This window comes from Streptococcus sp. 27098_8_99 (assembly GCF_041431935.1).
Classification (GTDB): Bacteria; Bacillota; Bacilli; order Lactobacillales; family Streptococcaceae; genus Streptococcus; species Streptococcus parasanguinis_D.
Genome location: NZ_JAPVYQ010000016.1, coordinates 38,207 through 55,797 on the forward strand (window position 1 = coordinate 38,207; position 17,591 = coordinate 55,797).

The 17,591-nt window shown below is 43.0% G+C and carries 20 protein-coding genes and 1 other annotated feature; of the genes, 2 read left to right on the forward strand and 18 right to left on the reverse strand.

Annotated elements, in window-relative coordinates:
* The 3 genes from murD to typA form a co-directional block, all read right to left on the reverse strand.
* Positions 1-1,350 (reverse strand): UDP-N-acetylmuramoyl-L-alanine--D-glutamate ligase, encoded by a 1,350-nt coding sequence (murD, locus tag O3605_RS08945; protein WP_049472967.1) that lies wholly within the window; start codon positions 1,348-1,350, stop codon positions 1-3.
* Positions 1,351-1,440: 90 nt separating this feature from the next.
* Positions 1,441-1,689 carry a DUF3165 family protein gene (locus tag O3605_RS08950; protein ID WP_004219693.1) on the reverse strand — a complete coding sequence of 83 codons (249 nt, stop codon included), beginning with the start codon at positions 1,687-1,689 and terminating at the stop codon, positions 1,441-1,443.
* A 23-nt stretch (positions 1,690-1,712) separates the two neighbouring features.
* Positions 1,713-3,560: a translational GTPase TypA gene (gene typA, locus O3605_RS08955; protein ID WP_003017941.1), complete on the reverse strand. Its 1,848-nt coding sequence runs from the start codon at positions 3,558-3,560 to the stop codon at positions 1,713-1,715.
* 177 nt (positions 3,561-3,737) lie between these two features.
* Here typA and O3605_RS08960 point away from each other — a divergent pair, with 177 nt between their 5' ends.
* Positions 3,738-4,463, forward strand: coding sequence for a 16S rRNA pseudouridine(516) synthase (locus O3605_RS08960; RefSeq protein WP_155125256.1), 726 nt, complete (start codon positions 3,738-3,740; stop codon positions 4,461-4,463).
* Positions 4,464-4,506: 43 nt separating this feature from the next.
* Here O3605_RS08960 and O3605_RS08965 read toward each other — a convergent pair whose 3' ends face one another.
* Together O3605_RS08965 and O3605_RS08970 are read right to left on the reverse strand one after the other, a co-directional pair.
* Entirely contained in the window at positions 4,507-4,890 is a 384-nt protein-coding gene (locus O3605_RS08965) for a rhodanese-like domain-containing protein (RefSeq protein ID WP_024055336.1), read from the reverse strand.
* Positions 4,890-5,108, reverse strand: coding sequence for a YqgQ family protein (locus O3605_RS08970; protein ID WP_003017930.1), 219 nt, complete (start codon positions 5,106-5,108; stop codon positions 4,890-4,892). The genes O3605_RS08965 and O3605_RS08970 overlap by 1 nt, the downstream gene beginning before the upstream one ends.
* Before the next feature lie 87 nt (positions 5,109-5,195).
* Between O3605_RS08970 and O3605_RS08975 the strand changes: the two genes are divergently transcribed.
* A complete protein-coding gene (locus O3605_RS08975) occupies positions 5,196-5,855 on the forward strand; it encodes a prepilin peptidase (protein WP_155125255.1) in 660 nt (219 codons plus the stop codon).
* Between the two features lie 7 nt (positions 5,856-5,862).
* Here the strand turns inward: O3605_RS08975 and trpB are convergent, their stop codons facing one another.
* The 13 genes from trpB to rsmD all read right to left on the reverse strand — a co-directional run bounded on the left by trpB (position 5,863) and on the right by rsmD (position 17,533).
* On the reverse strand, positions 5,863-7,050 hold the full coding sequence (gene trpB, locus O3605_RS08980) for a tryptophan synthase subunit beta (RefSeq protein WP_371585953.1): 1,188 nt from the start codon (positions 7,048-7,050) through the stop codon (positions 5,863-5,865).
* A gap of 121 nt (positions 7,051-7,171) precedes the next feature.
* Positions 7,172-7,407, reverse strand: a binding site (T-box leader).
* A 67-nt stretch (positions 7,408-7,474) separates the two neighbouring features.
* Positions 7,475-8,002 carry a VanZ family protein gene (locus O3605_RS08985; protein ID WP_350007743.1) on the reverse strand — a complete coding sequence of 176 codons (528 nt, stop codon included), beginning with the start codon at positions 8,000-8,002 and terminating at the stop codon, positions 7,475-7,477.
* Positions 7,989-9,077: a dual-specificity RNA methyltransferase RlmN gene (gene rlmN, locus O3605_RS08990; RefSeq protein WP_003005918.1), complete on the reverse strand. Its 1,089-nt coding sequence runs from the start codon at positions 9,075-9,077 to the stop codon at positions 7,989-7,991. Before rlmN ends, O3605_RS08985 begins: the two co-directional genes overlap by 14 nt.
* 6 nt (positions 9,078-9,083) lie before the next feature.
* Entirely contained in the window at positions 9,084-9,659 is a 576-nt protein-coding gene (locus O3605_RS08995) for a YutD family protein (protein WP_003011853.1), read from the reverse strand.
* 284 nt (positions 9,660-9,943) lie between these two features.
* Positions 9,944-11,656, reverse strand: coding sequence for a cache domain-containing sensor histidine kinase (locus tag O3605_RS09000; protein WP_350007741.1), 1,713 nt, complete (start codon positions 11,654-11,656; stop codon positions 9,944-9,946).
* Entirely contained in the window at positions 11,653-12,387 is a 735-nt protein-coding gene (locus tag O3605_RS09005; protein WP_350007766.1) for a response regulator transcription factor, read from the reverse strand. Before O3605_RS09005 ends, O3605_RS09000 begins: the two co-directional genes overlap by 4 nt.
* Before the next feature lie 59 nt (positions 12,388-12,446).
* Positions 12,447-13,568: a peptide-methionine (R)-S-oxide reductase MsrB gene (gene msrB / locus O3605_RS09010; RefSeq protein ID WP_350007739.1), complete on the reverse strand. Its 1,122-nt coding sequence runs from the start codon at positions 13,566-13,568 to the stop codon at positions 12,447-12,449.
* Between the two features lie 11 nt (positions 13,569-13,579).
* Entirely contained in the window at positions 13,580-14,140 is a 561-nt protein-coding gene (locus tag O3605_RS09015) for a redoxin family protein (protein WP_350007765.1), read from the reverse strand.
* A gap of 56 nt (positions 14,141-14,196) precedes the next feature.
* Entirely contained in the window at positions 14,197-14,550 is a 354-nt protein-coding gene (locus tag O3605_RS09020; RefSeq protein WP_371585956.1) for a hypothetical protein, read from the reverse strand.
* A 26-nt stretch (positions 14,551-14,576) separates the two neighbouring features.
* Positions 14,577-15,287 carry a thiol-disulfide oxidoreductase-associated membrane protein CcdA2 gene (gene ccdA2, locus O3605_RS09025; protein WP_320909395.1) on the reverse strand — a complete coding sequence of 237 codons (711 nt, stop codon included), beginning with the start codon at positions 15,285-15,287 and terminating at the stop codon, positions 14,577-14,579.
* Positions 15,288-15,449: 162 nt separating this feature from the next.
* Positions 15,450-16,532: a SepM family pheromone-processing serine protease gene (locus O3605_RS09030; RefSeq protein ID WP_045763983.1), complete on the reverse strand. Its 1,083-nt coding sequence runs from the start codon at positions 16,530-16,532 to the stop codon at positions 15,450-15,452.
* Positions 16,516-17,004 (reverse strand): pantetheine-phosphate adenylyltransferase, encoded by a 489-nt coding sequence (coaD, locus tag O3605_RS09035; protein ID WP_070659858.1) that lies wholly within the window; start codon positions 17,002-17,004, stop codon positions 16,516-16,518. Before coaD ends, O3605_RS09030 begins: the two co-directional genes overlap by 17 nt.
* Positions 16,994-17,533, reverse strand: coding sequence for a 16S rRNA (guanine(966)-N(2))-methyltransferase RsmD (gene rsmD, locus O3605_RS09040; RefSeq protein WP_350007736.1), 540 nt, complete (start codon positions 17,531-17,533; stop codon positions 16,994-16,996). The genes coaD and rsmD overlap by 11 nt, the downstream gene beginning before the upstream one ends.
* Between the last annotated feature and the right edge of the window lie 58 nt (positions 17,534-17,591).

A 17,591-nucleotide genomic window follows, 5' to 3' on the forward strand; every position in this document is an offset into this window, starting at 1 on the left:
TTATTTCAACCCTTTTACTGTAGCAAGAAATTCATCCCCACGCACTTCAAAATTCGGATACATATCCCAGCTAGCATTGGCAGGACTTAGTAGCACAACATCTCCAGGGCTAGCCAAGTCGAAGGCTTTCTTTGTAGCATCCGCTACATCTGCCGCATCAACATAAGAGACGCCAGCTTTATCTGCTGCGCGTTTCACTCGAGGAGCTGATTCCCCTAGAATCACCATTTCCTTTAAACCAGTAATGTGAGGCACCAATTCATCAAATTCATTGCCACGATCGAGCCCCCCTGCAATCAAGATCACCTTGCTGTTATCAAAACCAGAAAGAGCTTTTTGTGTTGCTAGAATATTAGTCGATTTGCTATCATTGTAGAATTTGACACCTTGAATCTCATCCACATATTGAAGACGGTGTTTCACTCCTCCAAAGGCTGACAAGGTTTCTTTAATGACCTCATTCTCTACTCCCCGGACTTTTGCGACCGCAATCGTTGCCAAGGCATTCTCTACATTGTGGCTACCTGGAACTCCCAGTTCATCTGCTCGCATAACAACTTCTCCCTTAAACTTGAGAAGTCCATCTTCCAAATAAGCCCCATCCACTTTTTCAACCGTTGAAAATGGAAGGACCCTTGCCTTGGTTTTTGTAGCGAGTTCTTTGGCCAGGTCTTGATTGAAGTTCAAGACAATGACATCTTTTTCTGTCATATTCTTTTGAAGATTCCATTTGGCAGCTACATAATTTTCAAAAGAACCATGATAGTCGATATGGGTCGGCATGAGGTTGGTAATCACTGCAATCTCTGGATGGAAGGCTTCAATTCCCATCAATTGGAAAGAAGACAATTCCATGACCAGAACATCCTTTTCTGTTGCTGTTTGTGCAACTTGACTAGCTGGAAAACCGATATTTCCAGACAATAGACCACCTTGACCGGCAGCCGTCAAGACTTCCCCGATCATGGTTGTCGTCGTCGTTTTTCCGTTTGATCCTGTAATCCCAATAATTGGCGCATCCGAAATCAGATAGGCCAATTCCACTTCAGTGAGGACGGGAATGCCTTTTTCAAGCGCTTTTTCAACCATTGGATTAGAATAAGGGATTCCTGGATTTTTGACCATGACTGCAAAGTCTTCATCCAACAATTCCAAAGGGTGACCTCCTGTCACAACTTTAATCCCTTCTTCCAGTAAACTTTGTGCTGCTGGATTTTCTTCAAAAGGTTTGCCATCATTGACGGTCACAATCGCTCCTAAGCGATCCAACAAACGGGCAGCTGACTCGCCTGACTTAGCCAAACCTAATACAAGAACCTTTTTATTTTCAAATTGTTTCACAAATTTCATGATTTCTTCGCTCCATTTTTATCACTCTCTATTTTACCTTTTTTTAGCAAAATTAAAAAGCCCAAAGGGCTTTAAAAATCACGTCAGCGTTTATTTTTTCTGTTTGGTCGTCATTTTGGAAATATCCACCAAAGCCAGGTAGCCAACAAAGGCAAGAAAGGCACCGACAAAAAACTCAGACGGTAGTTGGAATATCTGAAAAATGGCGAGACAAGTCAGTACGATAATGGAGACGATTAAGACCACCATTGTGACACTGTTTAAGGTACCACGAATACTTTTGGGGGTCATAAAAAGGTAAAAAAGGAGAATCAAAATCCCTAAGATAAAATAGACCATTTTGTTTCTCCTTTCTTTCCGTATTATTCAGCAGCTGCTGATTTTTTCTTTTTATTTGCTTTTTCGCGTTCTGCTTTGTTCAAGATTTGTTTCCGCAAACGGATAGATTCAGGCGTTACTTCCATGTACTCATCGTCGTTCAAGAACTCAAGAGATTCTTCCAAGGTCAAGATACGAGGAGTCTTGATAACCGCTGTTTGGTCCTTAGTAGCTGAACGAACGTTGGTCATTTGTTTAGCTTTCGTAATGTTTACGGTCAAGTCGTTCTCACGAGAGTTTTCCCCGATGATCATTCCTTCGTAAACTTCTGTACCTGGATTGACAAAGATCGTACCACGTTCTTCGATAGACATGATAGAGTAAGTGGTTGCTTTTCCGTTATCGATTGAAACAAGAGCACCACGGTGACGTCCACCGATTTCTCCTGGAATCACTGGCAAGTATTGGTCAAAGGTGTGGTTCATGATTCCGTAACCACGTGTCATTGACAAGAACTCTGTTGAGTATCCAATCAAACCACGCGCTGGAACAAGGAAGACCAAACGAGTTTGACCGTTACCAGTTGAGATCATATCCAACATTTCACCTTTACGTTCAGAAAGACTTTGGATAACAGATCCTTGGTATTCTTCTGGTGTATCAATTTGCACGCGTTCAAACGGTTCGCATTTGACACCATCAATTTCTTTGATGATAACTTCTGGACGAGATACTTGCAATTCGTATCCTTCACGACGCATGGTTTCGATCAAGATAGACAAGTGCAATTCCCCACGTCCTGAAACGGTCCATTTATCAGGTGAATCAGTTGGGTCAACACGAAGAGAGACGTCTGTTTGCAATTCCGCTTGCAAGCGTTCTTCAACTTTACGAGAGGTTACCCATTTTCCTTCGCGACCAGCAAATGGTGAGTTGTTAACCAAGAAGGTCATTTGAAGCGTCGGTTCATCGATGTGAAGGATTGGAAGAGCTTCAACTGCGTCTGTCGGTGTGATGGTTTCTCCAACGAAGATATCTTCCATACCAGAGATAGCAATCAAGTCACCCGCTTTAGCTTCTTGAATCTCACGACGTTCTAAACCAAAGAAACCAAAGAGTTTGGTAACACGGAAGTTCTTAGTCGTTCCATCCAATTTAGAAAGGGTTACTTGGTCCCCAACTTTTACAGTACCACGGAAGACACGTCCGATACCGATACGTCCAACGAAGTCGTTGTAATCAAGCAGGGATACTTGGAATTGAAGAGGCTCATCTGAGTTATCAACTGGAGCTGGGATGTGATCAATGATAGTATCAAAGATCGGTGCCATTGTGTGCTCTTGATCAGCTGGATCGTCTGAAAGTGAAGATGTTCCGTTAATCGCTGATGCATAAACAACCGGGAATTCCAATTGGTCATCATCCGCACCCAATTCGATGAAGAGTTCAAGAACTTCGTCTACAACTTCTTCTGGACGAGCAGATGGTTTATCGATTTTGTTGACTACAACGATCGGAACAAGATCTTGTTCCAAGGCTTTTTTCAATACGAAACGCGTCTGAGGCATGGTTCCTTCGTAGGCATCAACGACCAATACAACTCCGTCAACCATTTTCATGATCCGTTCCACTTCTCCACCGAAGTCCGCGTGTCCCGGTGTGTCCATGATATTGATTCGAGTTCCGTTATAAGCAACGGCTGTATTTTTAGCAAGAATCGTGATCCCACGTTCTTTTTCAAGATCGTTTGAGTCCATTGCACGTTCTTGCAATTCTTTACGTTCATCCAAGGTGTGCGATTGTTTCAACAATTCGTCTACCAAGGTTGTTTTACCATGGTCAACGTGGGCAATGATCGCAACGTTACGAATATCTTCTCTTAATTTTGTCATGATTTCCTCTATAAAATTTAAATAATATTTCTAACTGAACAATTATACCACAGTCCTATCTAAAAAACACAGTTCAGCTAGTTGTAAATGTTTTCATCTTTATTTCTTTTCTCCGACTCGATTTCCTTTTCTTTTCATGATACACTGATTATTAGACTTTCAGAAAAAGAGGCTCCCATGAGATTAGATCAATTGATGGCAGACCATCAGTACGCTCGTAAAGACATCAAACAACTTTTGGCCCGAAGGCAAATCTTGGTCGATCACCTACCAGCTCAAAAGCTATCCCAAAACATCGACCCTGGACTCCAACAGATTCAAATCGGAGAACGAATCATTCAAGAACCGCGTCACCACTACTACATGCTCCATAAACCAATTGGAGCCGTGACCGCCAAAAGAGACGCCCACCATCTAACGGTGATCGAGCTAGTAGACCCCCAGCAAGAGTACCTCGACCTCTATCCACTTGGTCGCCTCGATCGCGATACCAGTGGTCTGCTCCTCCTCACAGATAATGGTCCCTTAGGCTTTCAACTGCTCCATCCTCAATACCATGTGGAGAAAGTCTATGAGGTAGAAGTCAATGGTTCGCTTTACGCAGCCCACATCGAGCAATTTCAGAATGGGATTTCATTCACAGACGGTCCTATCTGCAAGCCGGCTTCCTTGACCATTCTAGAAAGTACCCCCAGCTACAGCAAGGCCCAGGTCCGAATCTCAGAAGGAAAATACCACCAAGTGAAAAAGATGTTTTTAGCCATTGGGGTCAAAGTAATGACCTTAAAACGCTTGTCTTTTGGCCCCTTCACCTTGGATCCTCAGTTAGCCCCTGGAGAAAGCCGACCTTTGAATGAGGTAGAGCTCACATGGGTCAAAGATTACCTTGAAAAAACGAGATAAAAAAGCTCTAACCACATACATTGTGCAGTTAGAGCTCTTTTTATTAGGCGTCTTTTTTCACTTTCCCATTCCAAGAATCGAGACCATAAGACAAGACATAAATGTCTGTATAGCCCTGCTTCTTAAGATAGAGAGCCGCATTGGTTACACGCGAACTACGGCTATTTTCATAGAGCAAAATTGGTTTATCTTTGCGCAAGGCTGCAAGACTCAACTTCAACTGAGTAGAAGGAATGTTGCGTGCTCCTAAAATATGCTTGGCATGAAACTCAGCTGGCTCTCGCAAGTCAATCAACTGACCTTTACGAATCAGCTCTTCAAAAGTAGCATTGTCCACAAATTTAGCAGCTTTACGGATGCGAAAATAATTAAACGCCATCCATCCAAATGCTCCTAAAATAGCCAACCAAACAATGATATTTCCCATCACTCTACCTCACTCTTTTTCAAAAATTCTAATTCTTGCTTGTGTTCTCTTCTTAAAACGGTGTCGGCTTCTAAATAATCGAGCCGCTCCATCAGGCCTGCATCATAAAGACGTTGAAGCTCAATTTTCATCAATTCGATGTCATAGAGGCGCTTCCCTACGTAAATGATGATTCCAAAACGTTTTAAAAATTGTTGAACATCATACAGGTTTTTCATGTTCATTATTGTATCAAATTTAGAAAGGCTTTACAAGATTTTCAAGCAAATGATGACATTTTCCGATTGCTTTACGAATAAATAAGTATGATCAACTTTTATTTTTTTACCATCGGTACTTGTATCGCCTCTTTTTTGGGACTAGTTGTCGATCGTTTCCCAAACCAATCCATTCTTGCTCCTCGCAGTCATTGTGATCACTGCCAGCACGTCCTTGGCGTTTGGGATCTCATCCCTATTATCTCGCAACTACTCCATCGTTTTCGCTGCCGCTATTGTCATCAGACCTACCCATTTTGGTACTGCCTTTTTGAGGTCTGGAGTGGCCTACTTTTTTTAGCCTGCGCCAATGGTTTCCTTTCTCTGCCTCAACTTCTAACACTACTGGGAGCTGCCGTTTTAGCCATCTATGACCTACGCTTTATGGAATACCCTTTATTCATCTGGTGCTGTCTCCATGCCTTGGTCCTCTTTTTATCCGGTAGTAATCTCTTCATGCTGGTCTTTTTACTCCTTGCGATCGGAGCTCACTTTTTCTTTATCGGAATAGGAGCAGGAGATTTTCTCTTACTAGCTACCTTTTCGCTAAGCTTTTCTTCTACCAAGATCCTCATTCTCATTCAGATCGCATCCATCTTAGGCATTCTCGTCTTTGCTCTCAAAAAAGAAAGAGACCGGATCCCCTTTGTTCCCTGTCTCTTTCTCAGTTATCACGCTTTACTGCTTTATACGATATTTTGCAGATAAGTTCTTCTTACTTTGCAACCTTCGCTTCTAGATAATCGGCGATGGCAGCCACATCCTTATCCCCACGTCCGGAAACATTGATGATGATGATCTTGTCTTTATCCAGTTTTGGAGCACGTTTAACCGCTTCTGCAATCGCGTGTGAGCTTTCAATGGCTGGGAGAATTCCTTCTGTCTTACTGAGAAGAAGAAGGGCTTCTACTGCTTCATCATCTGTCGCTGCTACATATTCGACACGACCAGAATCTTTAAAGAAAGCATGCTCCGGGCCAACCCCTGGGTAGTCCAAACCAGCAGAGATCGAGTAAACTGGCGCTACTTTTCCGTCTTCGCCAAAGACTGCATAGGTCTTCATACCATCAACCACACCGATAGTCCCTTTGGTCATGGTCGCTGCGTGTTGATCGGTGTCCAAGCCATGTCCAGCTGCTTCTACCCCAATCAATCCGACTTCCTCTTCTGCGACATATTCAGAAAAGGCACCAATGGCATTAGAGCCACCACCGACACAGGCAATCACATAATCCGGCAAACGACCTTCTTTTTCCAAGATTTGACGTTTAGACTCTTCACTGATTACCTTTTGGAATTCATGCACAATGGTTGGGTAAGGGTGAGGGCCAACAGCAGAACCTAATACGTAAAAGGCATCCAAATCCGCCATCCATGCTCCAAACGCAGCATCAACGGCGTCTTTCAAGGTCTTAGTCCCGGTTTCAACCGCATGGACGGTTGCCCCCATCATTTCCATGCGGAAGACATTCAAGCGTTGGCGTTCCACGTCTTCTGCCCCCATGTAGACATCACAGGCCATACCGAACTTAGCTGCCGCAGCTGCTGTAGCTACACCGTGTTGACCGGCTCCTGTTTCAGCAATCACGCGCGTTTTGCCCATGCGTTTAGCCAAGAGGATTTGCCCCAAAACGTTATTCAATTTATGTGAACCTAGGTGATTCAAGTCTTCGCGCTTCAAATAAATTTTTGCCCCACCTAAATGCTCCGTCAAACTTTCCGCAAAGTAGAGCGGTGTTTCCCGTCCAGAATAGTCTTTCAAATAATGTTTGTATTCTGCGATAAATTCTGGATCATTTTTATATTGTTCAAAAGTTTCCTCTAATTGATTGAGCAAGTTTTGAATGGGTTCTGGTACGAAAGATCCACCAAATTGTCCGAAATAGCCTTTTGTTTCTGTCATGATTGTGTCCTCTTTTCTATATCTTCAATCCTGTTTATGATCTTTTTCTCTCGCGGGCCCTTTGAGCTGCAGTCTCACTGGGTTCCTTTGAGATACAAAAAACCTCACACAGAAAAATCTGTGTGAGGACGATTCGATACCGCGGTGCCACCTCAATTGTAGGAAGATATTCTTTCTCCTACATCTCTGACCTGTCTAACAACAGGGTGCACGATAAGGTGTGCTCACCGAATTTTTATTGTTTCAAATTCATTATCATAAACGCATCAGCCCATTTCAAGATTCACCACTGCTTGTTCGCAATCACCACAAGCTCCCTGGAAGTGAGAAAAATCTCTACTTTTCTGATGTCTTGAAGCTATTATAGCTCCCGCTTCTGACTTTGTCAACAAAAATTTCAAAAAGACACTAAAATGTTCGGATTTTACATTTCCCCATTTTTTGCTAGCAATCGTGCTCTGCAATACTGAAAGCCCAGATAGGCTAGGTAAGCTCCTAAGGTATTGGTCCACAAATCATCTAGCTCAAAGACACGATTGGCATCAAACAAGAGATCTAACAGAACTTGGCTGCATTCAATCCACAAGCTCATCGCAAAACCGAAGCACAAGACCCGTTTGCGACTCCTCAACCAGGGCCATAGCCAGAGGAGTTGAAAGACTAGCGGGCTTAACAAAAAGATATTGGCTATGTTTTGGAGAATGACCTTAATGAGTTGGAGGACACTGGTGATCTGGCCAAGATTCATCACCGAATTAAGAGGAACCAGCAGGACGACGATGCGACCGAAATGTTGAATACCCGGTGTTTCCATACCTGGCTCTGGCTGTTGGGGCAAAAAACACATCAAACACAAGAGGATAAAATAGAAGAAGCTGCCACTCCGTAACAGCCTTCTTCCTCTTTTTGTTAGTTCTGTATGATCCATCAGCCCTTGTTTAAGGTTGAGCATGTTCAACAATCGCTTTCTCCCGGTCCCGTTTCATGGTATTTGAACGCAATTGGCCACAGGCAGCATCAATATCTGTACCGTGCTCTTGACGCACTACACAGTTAACACCTTGTTTTTTCAAGGTATCATAGAAGGCCATGACCCGTTCTTTTGGACTCCGGCTATATTGGTCATGCTCACTGACAGGATTGTAAGGAATCAAGTTAACATAAGACAATTTCTTGATATTCTTGAGCAATTCTGCCAACTCTAAGGCTTGCTCGACTCCATCATTGACTTCATTCAACATGATGTACTCAAAGGTCACCCGACGGTTCGTAGTCTCAATATAGTATTCAATCGCCGCAAACAATTTTTCAATTGGAAAGGCCCGGTTGATCTTCATGATGCTAGAGCGCAAGTCATTGTTTGGAGCATGAAGGGACACTGCCAAATTGACCTGCACACCTTCATTTGCAAAGTCACGAATTTTATGAGCCAAACCAGAAGTTGACACGGTAATATGACGAGCACCAATCGCTAATCCCTTGTCATCGTTGACCGTCCGGATAAATTTCAAGACATTGTTATAGTTGTCAAATGGTTCTCCGATCCCCATGACAACGATATGGCTGACCCGTTCATCTTGGCCACGTTCGTCAAAGTATTTTTGAACCAACATGATTTGAGACACGATTTCCCCATTGTTCAAATCGCGTTGTTTTTTGATCAAACCAGAAGCACAGAAGGTACAACCGATATTGCATCCTACTTGAGTCGTTACACAGACAGATAAACCATAGTGCTGACGCATCAAGACGGTTTCAATCAACATGCCATCTGGCAATTCAAAAAGATACTTAACCGTTCCGTCTGCTGACTCTTGCACGATTCGTTGCTTGAGTGGGTTGACGACGAATTGATCATTTAACTTTGCAATCAAGTCCTTAGAAAGGTTGGTCATTTCTTCGAAGGACTGGACGCGTTTGCGATAGAGCCATTCCCAGATTTGTGCTGCACGGAATTTCTTTTCGCCGTTCTCTTCCGCCCAATCAATCATATCTTGGCGTGTTAAACTATAAATGGATGGTTTCATTCTTTCTTACTCCTCTTTTTGTCGAATCACAAAATGACGTTTGTTGTCTGTCTTCGTTGTCTTTTTAGTCTCAGCAGACGGTCTTGTTTTTTTCGAGTTTTTGGCTGGTTGTCCCTTGTCGCGTTCTCGTTTTTGGAAACGATCTTTTTGTTTGCGATTGCGCGAACGCTTCTTAGGCTCTCTTTCTTCTGATTGAGCTTTTTTGACCGGTGATTTCTTATCAAAGGAAGCACGATGAGGTTCCTTATTTTCAAGGACAAAATAAGCACAACCATAGCTACAATATTCTAACAAATAATCGTCTAAGCGACTTAGTTTATCCATCGTTGCAACATCGCGCTCTTCCTTATAAAAGCCACGCAAGCGCAACTGCTCATTGCTCCAATCACCAACAATGTAATCAAACTTAGTTAAAATCTCAGAAAATCGCTGACCAAAAACGGTCGCATCAAATGCTTCCTTCTCATTTTTCAACAGCTCAAAGGAGAGGTTTTCTGAATGGATTTGGTCTCCTACCTGATGAAAGACAGGTCCAGGAAATTTATTGTAATTATATAATTCAGGGTCAATCTCTTTTCGCATAGTGTTCCTTCATCAAAATCTATTTACTGTAACACTTTATTTTATCATAAATTTGATGACTTGCGTCAGATTTGACTAGAAAAGAGTCGAAATTCCTTTGAGAGCAAAAAGAGAGAGGGACAGAAGTCCTAGCCTCTCAATTGTTTTTGGATTGTCGAGTAAGACGCAGTGGTTGAGTGGGCTCTACTACGCTGATTTCATCAGCTTTTACAGCCCTACTCAACTGTGCGGAGGCGGGACGACGAAATCGAATTCTAACGAATTACCGATTTCTGTCCCACTCTCTATGAATATTCATTGCCGGATGAAAGGGGCAAATAAAGAGTGATTTTCGTATAGCTATTGGCCTTAGAATCAATCTCCATATGATAGGCTTCGCCAAATTGAAGATGCAATCGTTGGTCCACATTTTTCAAGCCAACACCTCCTAAACGAAGAAGGGTTTGGTCTGTTGATTCTGATCGGTCAAAGCCTCGTCCATTGTCAAAAATCGATACGCAGGCGTAGTCCCCACTGACTTCAGTTGTCACTCGAATGAGACCTGGCCGATCGATCTCTTTAATGCCATGGTAAATCGCATTTTCCACTAAGGGTTGAAGTACCAATTTAGGAAGCTGATAATCGCCCAACCGTTCATCTTCTAGAATTTCATAGTTGAGCTTTTCACCATAACGTTGCTTCTGAATGAAAAGGTATTGGCGGACATGGTCGATTTCATCTCTCAGTAGGATTTGTTCCTGGCCTTGGTTGAGAGCCAGTCGAAAATATTGAGCCAGAGACTTGGTGATGTCGACCACGCGCCGACTATCATTAAACTCCGCCATCCAGACAATCGTATCCAAGGTATTGTAGAGGAAATGCGGATTTATCTGAGCAGAAAGTGCCCGCAACTCGTACCGCCGTGCGTTCTGTTCCTCTTCCTTGACCTGTTGCATGAGGTTATCGATTTGGTCCAACATGGCATTAAACGCTTGAGCGAGGGCCACCAATTCTGGAGATCCTTTGGCTGCAGCCCTCACGTGAGCATCTCCTGCTCCAATCCTCAAAATGATAGTCTGAAGGTCTTGTAAGGGTTTGATCCACAAACGCAGAACAAAGCCGATCCCTATCAAACACATGATCAAAGCTAGTAATCCTAGACCAATGAAAGAGTACAGGAGTTGCGACTGCAGCATCTGAAGTCCTTCAAGTGAAGCCACTCCAATCAAGGTCCAATCGCTATCTGGAATCGGAACCTGATAGATAAAATTCTGTCCTCCTTTTGTATAGCCATCTGTCACAGCAATATAGGGCTGCATGGCTTGCATTTCTTGGCTGGAGGAATAGACCGCTTTTTTAGGATGATAGACAAACTCATGCTTTTGATTAATGATAAAACTAAAGCCTTGCTTCCCTAGTTGCAGGTGATCCAAGTAAGCCTGAAGGCTATCGTAGCCAATATCCAAGCGTACTACTCCGAGATTTTGACCAGCCTGATCGACCACTTCTTGGGTAATAGAAACCACCCATTTTTCTTTTTCCGAGGTCAAGGATTCCTTTCGAGCTGGCGTCAAAACTGGCATGGCTCTTTCCTTAATCGCCTCTTGATACCAACTTTCATTCATCATATCTGAGGAAGTCTGCATGCTGATTTTGGAATCTGTCGCTACCAGACGTCCATCCTTGGTCACCAAGACCGCAGAGACCAGGTCCGGATCCGTTTCAATCATCGTTCGCATCAAGTGCTGAACTGTTTCTTGATTCGCACTCTTGTCTTGGGCAAATTGGCGAACAGCCTGTTCCTTGCTAAGTACCGTTGTGGTCTGCTTTAATTTTTTTAGATAGGAGGTGATAAACTGACTGCTTTGATCGATACTATTTCTTGTCGTCCGCTCCGTTTGCTGGCGGATCGTCCCTGAACTCGTTTGATAATAGAGGCCACCAATAAGACCAAAAAGTAGGAGAATGAAGAGAAAAAAGTAGAGGACCAGCTGAATCAGCAAGGGATATCGTTTCATTCATGCTCTCCTTTTTTGTACTGCCTTGGTGTCACCCCAACAACCTGCTTAAAGCGTTGAGAAAAATAGTTCATATCTTCAAAACCAACCTGATCGGCGATCTCATAAATTTTTAAATCTGTCGTGAGAAGCAAGAGTTGAGCCTTCTTCATTCGCTCTTGAATGAGGTAGTCTTGGAAGGGGAGTCCCAATTTTTTCTTGATCAATACACTTAGATAAGAGGGACTGAAACCAAGTTGATAGGCCAGATCCTTTAGAGTTAACTGAGAGTCTGCTAAACGAGCATGAATGGCTTCTTCCAAGTCTGTCGAATAACCCTGACTGACCAAATCTTCGACTTGCGCTTTCTTACGCTCTTGATCAAGTTTTCCTTTCACCTTTGCTAACATCTCTTCAATATCATCTTTTGAAAAAGGCTTCAGCAAATAATCATCTGCACCTAACTTGATGGCTTTCCTTGCAAACTCAAAGTCATCATAACCTGTCAAAAAAATGATATGGCAAGACGGAGATTGTTCTTTGACGAGATGAGCCAGATCCAAGCCATTCATTTGTGGCATATTGATATCGGTTAGAAGGATATCGGCTGGTTGCTCTTGAAACTTCTCCCAAGCCTCACGCCCATTTTTAGCCTGGTTGATGACGGTCATTCCAAACTGTTCATAATCCACTAAGGAAGTCAGACCCTGCCGAATAAGCTCTTCATCTTCCACAATCATGATCGCATACATGTCTTTCACCCACTTGTTTTTTGCTATACTTATTATAGCAAATTATGGGCTGAATTGTCTCAGACATAGTCCAATAAATAACCGTAGCCCTTTTCTTTCATTTCTGCTTTGGGGATGAAGGTAATAGACAAACTATTGATGCAATAGCGAAGACCGCCTTTTTCCTTGGGACCATCGGTAAAAACATGGCCCAGATGAGAATTTCCTACACGGCTCCGAACTTCTGTCCGGGTCATATTGAAACTCTTATCCTCCTTATAGATGGCCACATCAGGACTAATAGGCCGACTGAAACTTGGCCAACCACAACCCGAATCAAATTTATCCTTAGAAGAAAAGAGGGGCTCACCGGTCACGATATCTACATAAATACCGGCATCAAACTGATCCCAGTAACGATTGGAGAAGGCCCGTTCGGTATCATTTTTTTGTGTCACCGCATACTCTTCAGGAGATAACTTCTTTTTGATCTCCTCATCGCTTGGCTTAGAGTAGCGACTAGCCTCAATAACAGGATAAGAAGCCTGATTGACATCGATATGGCAGTACCCATTCGGATGTTTCTTTAGATAATCCTGGTGGTAGTCCTCAGCCTTGATGAAATTGGTCAGTGGCTCTTTTTCCACTGCTAACGGTTTGTCGTATTTTTTTGCTTCTTCTTCAAAGACTTGGTTAATGGTTGGAAGGTCTTCTTGGGAGACATAATAGACACCTGTTCGGTATTGAGTCCCTTGATCATTTCCTTGTCGATTCTTCGACGTTGGGTCGATAATCCGGAAATAATGCAGGAGCAATTCTTTCAGAGATACCTTCTTGACATTGTAGGTGATGTGAACTGTTTCAGCATGGCCTGTTTGAGGGACCAATTCATACTTGGTCGTTTCTCCCTTTCCGTTGGCGTAACCTGATACAGCATCGATCACACCTGGAACACGGGAGAAATATTCCTCTACGCCCCAGAAGCAACCACCAGCCAAATAAATTTCACGCTGATCCTTTGGATCAACCGTTTCCTTTGTTTCCTTTTTGGCTACTGGAGTCTGACTCATCGATGCTTTTTTGATACTCTCCGTACTTGTTTCTGATCGATCCATTCCGTTTGCTCCCTTACTAAAGAAAAAGAAACCAATCGATAGTAAGCCAACGAGAAGGATAGCAAACACTTTCCACTTTGTTTCCATTGTCTATCTCCTTACTGCATGTTCTCTAGGGTCTTGAGGATATCCTCTTTATTCATAAAGCCAATCTGGCTCTTTGATAACGTCCCATCACTATTGATAAAGAGAGCCGATGGATAAGAACGAATCCCATACTCTTTGAGTAGCTCCCCTTTACTATCTAGCAAGACTGGGAAATCCTTGTAGTCCAAAGACTGGTACCAATTTTTGAAATCTGCTGCTGATTTTTCGCCATTAAAGGTTGGTGCTACAACAGATAAAACCACATAATCCTTACCTGCCTCTTCCTTTGCCAACTCATTGGTATCCTCTAATGTCGACAGGCAAATAGAGCACCAGGAAGCCCAAAATTTGAGGTAAACTTTCTTTCCCTTGTAATCGGATAAGCGGTAGGTCTTGCCATCCACTCCTTGCAGGTTAAAATCCTTCACTTTCTTGCCAGATGTTTGCCTATCCCCAGCTTTGGCTGTTTGTTGGCCCATATCCTTATTGGAAGTAGCCATTCCTTGACTCGAACAAGCCCCCAAAAGTCCAGCGCATACAAATCCTGTAGCTAGTAAAGCTAATTTTTTCATCATTATCACCTCTTTAAACAAGGAGAAAGTCATCCTCAGATGACCTCTCCCTTCTTTCATTCCTTGTCTGATTTCATATCAGATGATTCACTCTTTTCATTTTTCATTTCTGAATCGCTAGATTTCATCTCATCTTTTTTCATATCGTCCTTCATTTCCGAACTGCTGTCAGACATCATAGATGAATCTTTCATGTCTTCTTTTTTCATTTTATCATCGGACATGGATGAATCCTTCATATCGTCCTTCTTCATATCGTCCTTCTTCATATCGTCCTTCTTCATATCGTCCTTCTTCATCATACTACTATCGTCCGTTTTTTTCATGTCTGAATCTGATTTCTGTCCAGAACAAGCTGCTAAAGTGACGATGCTAAGTGTAGCAATAGAAAGTGCAAGAATTTTTTTCATGATTTTTCTCCTTTAATCATTCAAGATTAGTGAAACAGGGATGCGAGGCTATTAAGATTTCCAAGCATCAGCAAGATACCCATCAAGATGATGAGGGCACCACCAATTTTTTTCAAGGTTCCCATGTGGGGCTTGAGTTTAGCAAAATGTTGTAGAACCCAGCTAGAAGCTAGAGCCAAGACTAAGAAGGGGAGCGCCAAGCCTAATGTATAGACCAGCATCAGGAGAGCGCCTTGCAAAGCACCATTTCCTCCAGAAGCGGCAATGGCTAGAACCGAACTCAAAACTGGTCCGACACAAGGGGTCCAACCAAAACTAAAGGTGACCCCTATCAGAAAAGCATTGAAGAATTCATTGCGCTCCCGATTCTTTTTGAGTTGGATGGTCTTTTGTTTTTGGAGTTGTCTCAGATTGATCACTTCCATTTGGTGAATCCCTAATAGGATCACAATCCCTCCTAGCAGATAGCGAAACCATGGAGCATAAAGCACCTGCCCAAGGGCCCCTGCACCGTATCCTAGAATCAGGAAAACAGTTGATAGACCTGCGATAAAACAAAGAGTCTTCACCAAGCCATACCAAGAAATTTCTCTTCCAAAAATTCGAACAGTTTTCACACGTTCAGAATCCAATAGAATCCCTACATAGACTGGCATCAGTGGCAAAATACATGGGGAGAAAAAGGATAGAACTCCCGCTAAGAATACTGAAATGGAAAACAAACTGGTTTGAATCATTTCACTACCTCCCTTTCTTTCTGATACCAGTATAAAGAAAAAATCCCTCTAAAAATAGAGAGATTGATAAGCAAAAACTTGAATTTGATTAGAAGGTGATTCTTCCTATCTGCCAACTCTACCTCGTACTTTCAAGTACGAGACTGATCTAGCAAGATACTTCTACTTCTTTTTCAAATAATCAATGGCATCTTGAAGGGTTTTGACGGGTACAATTTTCATCTTCGAATGAATTTGTTTTGCTGCTTCTTTAGCTGTTTCATAGTTCGATTTGGCCTTGGGATTGGCTTTCTTTTCTTCTTTGGAAACAGGGTTATTAGGGGCAAAGAAAATTTCTGCTCCTTCTTTATCGGCTGCGACGACTTTCTTGTCAATCCCACCGATATCACCAACCGTTCCATCTTGGTTAATGGTTCCTGTCCCTGCAATATGGCGTCCCTGACGAAGATCTGGATCAGCCACTTGGGTGTAGATGGCTAGGCTAAACATCATGCCGGCACTTGGTCCACCAATCCCTTGAGTCGCAAACTGGACAGGAACATCGCCTTTGGCTTCAGTCCGGTCGATCAGGCTAATCCCGATCCCGTTTTTCCCGTTGGATAATTTGATGATCTTTCCGTCTGCGGTCTTGGTTTGTCCATCCTCAATATAGGTCACCGAAACGGGGTCGCCAATTTTTTGAGAACCAACATAATCAATCAATTCTTTGGAACTCTTAAAGGTCTTGCCATTCACACCGGTTACGGTATCTGCAATGTTCAAGATTCCCTTAAAGGTCGAATCATCTGCTACCTGCATGACATAAACACCAAGAAAGTCCATCTGGGTTTCTTTTCCAGCTGTCTTTAACCCTTGGTAGATAGCCATATTTTGCGAGGTTTCCATATAGAATTGGTTAATCCGCGTAAATTCTTGGCTCGAACTACCACCTGTCATATCCTTGGCAGAGTAGATATCTGTAAAAGGTGTCGCCCAAGCATAGATCAAATCAGCCGGGGTTGCTTCTTTCACTGCCACGGTTACAAAGTCATAAGATCCTGACTTGGTATCCATTTTTCCATCCACTGTCATGACCGATCGAATGTCTTCGGCCGTTCCTGGCATTTCAATATAATAGGGAAGGCGAATCACAAAAGCAGCTAGCAAGAGGAGCAAGAAAAGAACGCCTGCAATCGGCCATCGGTATTCTTTCAATCGTCCTTTTTTCTTTTTAGTGGGCAAGCTTGGTTTATTCGCTTGTGTCATCTTTGATTTCCTCCATTACACTCTTTGGTACATAAGGTGAGATATCTTGCTGAAAAGCCAGCAACTCTCGAATACGCGTTGAACTAATGGCCTGGTAAGGAGGCTGGGCATAGAGATAAACCGTCTCCAATTCAGGCGCCAACTGGTGGTTAAAATAATCCATATTGGCTTCGTATACTAGATCCTGTGCATTGCGCAAGCCCCGGATCAAGGTGATGACCCCAAGATTGCGCGCCACTGTCACAGCCAACTCTTGAGTCGACGTCACAATTTCAACATTTTCCAAATGAGCCAAGGCCCCTTTCACCATGCGCACGCGCTGCTCAATAGAAAAGAGTCCGACTTTTTCCGGATTATAAAAAATTCCGACATAGACACGGTCAAACAAGCGACTAGCTCGCTCGATCAATTGCACATGCCCAATGGTAATCGGATCAAACGATCCTGTAAACAATCCATTTCTATCTGACATATACTGTTACCTTACTAATTCCATAGATTTTTTCTTTCCAGATTCCCACTTGTCCGATTTCCTCAGGAAGTTCTACGTGTTTATCAGTTTCGCACACAATCATGATCTCCTCTGACAAGAGTTGGCGCTCGCACAAGGTTTCGATATCGCGAACAATCTCTTCCTTGGCATAAGGAGGATCCAAGAAAACTAGGTCAAAGGTGCCCGTTAGAAGTCCCAAGGCCTGCTTGGCCTCCATTTTTAGCAGTTGAAACCGTTCCTTTTCCTTGGTCATGGCAATATTGGCTACTACAATCTCCTGCGCTCTGCAATCTCTTTCTACTAGAACAGCCTCTGACATGCCTCGAGAAACGGCTTCGATAGAGAGCCCACCGCTTCCTGCATAGAGATCCAGCACTCTTCCACCATCAAAGTAAGGACCAATCATATTGAACATAGCCCCTCTGACCTTATCAGAAGTCGGCCTGGTTGTTTTTCCTTCAAGTGTTTTGAGGGGACGTCCCCCATAGGTTCCAGATACTATTTTCATAGGGACCATTATACCAAAAAAAATCAGAAAATTGCGATTTGATATGGTCAAGCAACAA

Excerpts from the sequence above, each read along its gene's own strand:
- rlmN (WP_003005918.1), bottom strand. The coding sequence starts at position 9,077 with ATGAAACCATCCATTTATAGTTTAACACGCCAAGATATGATTGATTGG.
- murD (WP_049472967.1), bottom strand. The coding sequence starts at position 1,350 with ATGAAATTTGTGAAACAATTTGAAAATAAAAAGGTTCTTGTATTAGGT.
- O3605_RS08960 (WP_155125256.1), top strand. The coding sequence starts at position 3,738 with ATGAGATTAGATCAATTGATGGCAGACCATCAGTACGCTCGTAAAGAC.
- O3605_RS09030 (WP_045763983.1), bottom strand. The coding sequence starts at position 16,532 with ATGACACAAGCGAATAAACCAAGCTTGCCCACTAAAAAGAAAAAAGGA.
- msrB (WP_350007739.1), bottom strand. The coding sequence starts at position 13,568 with ATGGAAACAAAGTGGAAAGTGTTTGCTATCCTTCTCGTTGGCTTACTA.
- ccdA2 (WP_320909395.1), bottom strand. The coding sequence starts at position 15,287 with ATGATTCAAACCAGTTTGTTTTCCATTTCAGTATTCTTAGCGGGAGTT.
- O3605_RS09020 (WP_371585956.1), bottom strand. The coding sequence starts at position 14,550 with ATGAAAAAAATTCTTGCACTTTCTATTGCTACACTTAGCATCGTCACT.
- trpB (WP_371585953.1), bottom strand. The coding sequence starts at position 7,050 with ATGACAGAAACAAAAGGCTATTTCGGACAATTTGGTGGATCTTTCGTA.
- O3605_RS08985 (WP_350007743.1), bottom strand. The coding sequence starts at position 8,002 with ATGCTCAACCTTAAACAAGGGCTGATGGATCATACAGAACTAACAAAA.
- O3605_RS09015 (WP_350007765.1), bottom strand. The coding sequence starts at position 14,140 with ATGAAAAAATTAGCTTTACTAGCTACAGGATTTGTATGCGCTGGACTT.
- O3605_RS08970 (WP_003017930.1), bottom strand. The coding sequence starts at position 5,108 with ATGAAAAACCTGTATGATGTTCAACAATTTTTAAAACGTTTTGGAATC.
- typA (WP_003017941.1), bottom strand. The coding sequence starts at position 3,560 with ATGACAAAATTAAGAGAAGATATTCGTAACGTTGCGATCATTGCCCAC.
- coaD (WP_070659858.1), bottom strand. The coding sequence starts at position 17,004 with ATGTCAGATAGAAATGGATTGTTTACAGGATCGTTTGATCCGATTACC.
- O3605_RS08995 (WP_003011853.1), bottom strand. The coding sequence starts at position 9,659 with ATGCGAAAAGAGATTGACCCTGAATTATATAATTACAATAAATTTCCT.
- O3605_RS09000 (WP_350007741.1), bottom strand. The coding sequence starts at position 11,656 with ATGAAACGATATCCCTTGCTGATTCAGCTGGTCCTCTACTTTTTTCTC.
- O3605_RS09005 (WP_350007766.1), bottom strand. The coding sequence starts at position 12,387 with ATGTATGCGATCATGATTGTGGAAGATGAAGAGCTTATTCGGCAGGGT.
- O3605_RS08975 (WP_155125255.1), top strand. The coding sequence starts at position 5,196 with ATGATCAACTTTTATTTTTTTACCATCGGTACTTGTATCGCCTCTTTT.
- O3605_RS08965 (WP_024055336.1), bottom strand. The coding sequence starts at position 4,890 with ATGGGAAATATCATTGTTTGGTTGGCTATTTTAGGAGCATTTGGATGG.
- rsmD (WP_350007736.1), bottom strand. The coding sequence starts at position 17,533 with ATGAAAATAGTATCTGGAACCTATGGGGGACGTCCCCTCAAAACACTT.
- O3605_RS08950 (WP_004219693.1), bottom strand. The coding sequence starts at position 1,689 with ATGGTCTATTTTATCTTAGGGATTTTGATTCTCCTTTTTTACCTTTTT.